General features: G+C 57.5%; 1 protein-coding gene. It reads right to left on the bottom strand.

Going from position 1 to position 2666, the window contains the following annotated elements; genetic code table 11:
• A partial coding sequence (locus HV796_RS41540) for an amino acid adenylation domain-containing protein (RefSeq protein ID WP_246356382.1) occupies positions 1-2651 on the bottom strand: 2651 nt, incomplete at its 3' end.
• Between the last annotated feature and the right edge of the window lie 15 nt (positions 2652-2666).

Raw genomic sequence — 2666 nt, 5'->3', positions numbered from 1 at the left:
ACCGTGGAGCGTCCATCGTACATGTTGTCCCGGAACAGGCTGAGCAATGGATAGAGCGGAGCGTCGCGGTTGTCTTTCCACTTGCTCAGCCATTCCGCGAACGGAACGACGTCGAACTTTGCACCGACATGAGGCTCAAGCAACGAAAAGAATTGCTTCAACGTGAGATTGTTTTTATCGGAGTGAATCAGGTTGAATTTTTTCGTCAGGGCCGCCGGGTTCCTGGAAATATGGGCGATGGCGCGCGTCATATAGTCGACGGTCGTCAAACCTTCGCGCAGATCGCGTAGATCGGGTATGGCGCTGAACTTGATACACGTTTCGACCAGGCGCCCCCACCATTGATAGCTCGCACTCAGTCCCGTGCGGCTGTTAAACGTCGCATAGCCCAAGCGGAATGTCATGAGCGGCAATCCGTGCGCAGCGGCAAGGTCGGCGATTTTTTCCATCACCCACTTGCTACGCACATAGCCGATATCCGTCAGGACGGCGGGGAAGTTCTGGTCGATGTCGTCTTCTTCCGTCATGACCGTCTTGCCGGTGTGTAGATGCCCCCAACTGTAGACGGATATCGTCGATAGAAGGATCAGCGCCTTCAGCCTGTCGCTGGCAGCGAAGGAGACGACCTGTTTGAGTCCGTCGACATTGTCCTTCTTCATGTATGAATAAGGCTGAATGAAGTTGACGGCGCTGGCGGAGTGATAAATCACGTCGATATCGCTGGATAGCTTCATGTAGTCGCCATGTGCCATGCCGAACTCGGCGAGCGAAAGATCGGCAGCGTATGCAATGACGCGGTTGCGATCCTCGATTTCGATCCGGTAGGCCGCGAGCTTGTCGTCGATCCTCGACCTGGCTTCGGCGTCGCTGGCCGCCCGCACCGGGCAATGAATGACCGCGTCGGTCGTCGCAAGCAGATCGGCAAGCAAATGGGCGCCGACAAATCCGGTCGTACCGGTCAGGAGGATATGGCGCGGCTTCTTCAACCGGTCGATATCAAACGGCTTGTTCAGCACAATGGCAGGCGGAAGCTCGATATCGTTGCGCAACTGATGGATGGGTTCACCGTCGATGCTGGGCAGTTCCGTTTGCAGCCTTGACCGGAGATGAGCGGCAAGCGCGGTCACAGTCTGATGCTGGTACACGTCGCGAATATAGACTTTGGTGTTCAGCCTTTCCTCGAGCGTCAAGACCACTTCGGCAACCAGCAGGGAATGTCCGCCGACGTCGAAAAAGCTGTCCCGGCGGCCAAAGTCGCCGTGCTCCAGCACCGTACGGAATACATCGAAAACCAGCCTTTCCATGGAATTCACGTCTGCATGCGTGTCGACTGGCGCGGCGGCGCTTGCCGCGAGCTGTGCGCGCAGGGCCGCTTTGTCGGTCTTGCCGTTCACGGTAAGCGGCATGTCGTGCAGTTCGATGTAGCGCCCCGGTCTCATGTAATCGGGCAGATGCGCTCGTACGTTTTCCCTGATCGATTGGACAATCTGTGAAAAGGAGCCAGGCGCCCCGTTGGTAACGAGATACGCGATGACCTCTCTCGTGGGATCAGCGTCTCTGCCCGTCACGACAACGGCCACCTTTTCGATACCTTGCTGAGTGGCGAGAAACGACTCAATCTCCCCGAGTTCGACGCGGTTTCCGCGAATCTTCACCTGCTCGTCGCCACGACCGAGGTATTGAACGGTTCCGTCCGGCAGCCACCGAGCCAGATCGCCCGTGCGATACATGCGCGCTCCGGGTCGGCCTGGGCGCGGAATGAACCGCTCGCGCGTCAACGCTTCATTGTTCAGGTAACCGCGAGCAAGACATGAACCGGCGATATACAGTTCGCCGGCTTCCCCTGGAGGCCGTTCCTTGAGCTGCTCGTCAAGAATCAGTATTTCCGTATCCGTAACTGGCCGGCCGATTGATTCCGGTTTCCCTGACGCAGAACCGGGTACATGATGAACCGTCGCGAAGATCGTGGCCTCGGTTGGCCCGTAGTAGTCGATCAGTGAATAGGAGATGCCTTCCGTATCGACTGGCTTCAGCTTTTCACCCGCCGTGAACAAGTACCTTAGCGAACCTACGCGATTGCGGGTGGCGTTGACCACGTTGGGCACCATCACGGTTGGCACGAACGCATGCGTAATACTGTTCTGGCGATAGAAATCCGTAAGCAAACCCGTATCCAGCCGCTTCTCATCGTCCAGCACATGTAACGTCGCTCCCGCGCAGAGCGGCGACCAGATTTCCCACTGGCAGACATCGAAACCCAGGCCAGCCATCAAGGTGTGACGGCTGCCTGACGTAACCTCAAATTTGGCGTTATGCCATTGGATCAGACGGCTCACCGCATGGTGCTCGACGATGACACCTTTCGGCACACCGGTCGTGCCCGATGTGAATATGACGTAAATGGGCTCGCTTGGGGACGGTCTTGCCGGCAAGGAAACCCGGCTCGCTGGAGCCTTCGTGGACAGCGACCCTACGCTTACGCGCGTCCACTTGTCGAAGGTTTCGCGCTCGCACTCGTCACGCTCGCCGGCCGTGCTCAGCAGGATAGGCGATCCGCTTTGCTCCAGGATGAGCTTCTTCCTCTCACTGGGGTGTTGGTAGTCAATCGGAACGTATACCGCGTTGGCCTTCAAGACACCGATGATGGCCACGATATAGTCGATTGA

It is taken from the genome of Paraburkholderia humisilvae, from assembly GCF_902859855.1.
GTDB lineage: Bacteria > Pseudomonadota > Gammaproteobacteria > Burkholderiales > Burkholderiaceae > Paraburkholderia > Paraburkholderia humisilvae.
Note: the sequence above shows the minus strand (reverse complement) of the source record. Positions and strands in the feature narration are given on the sequence as shown.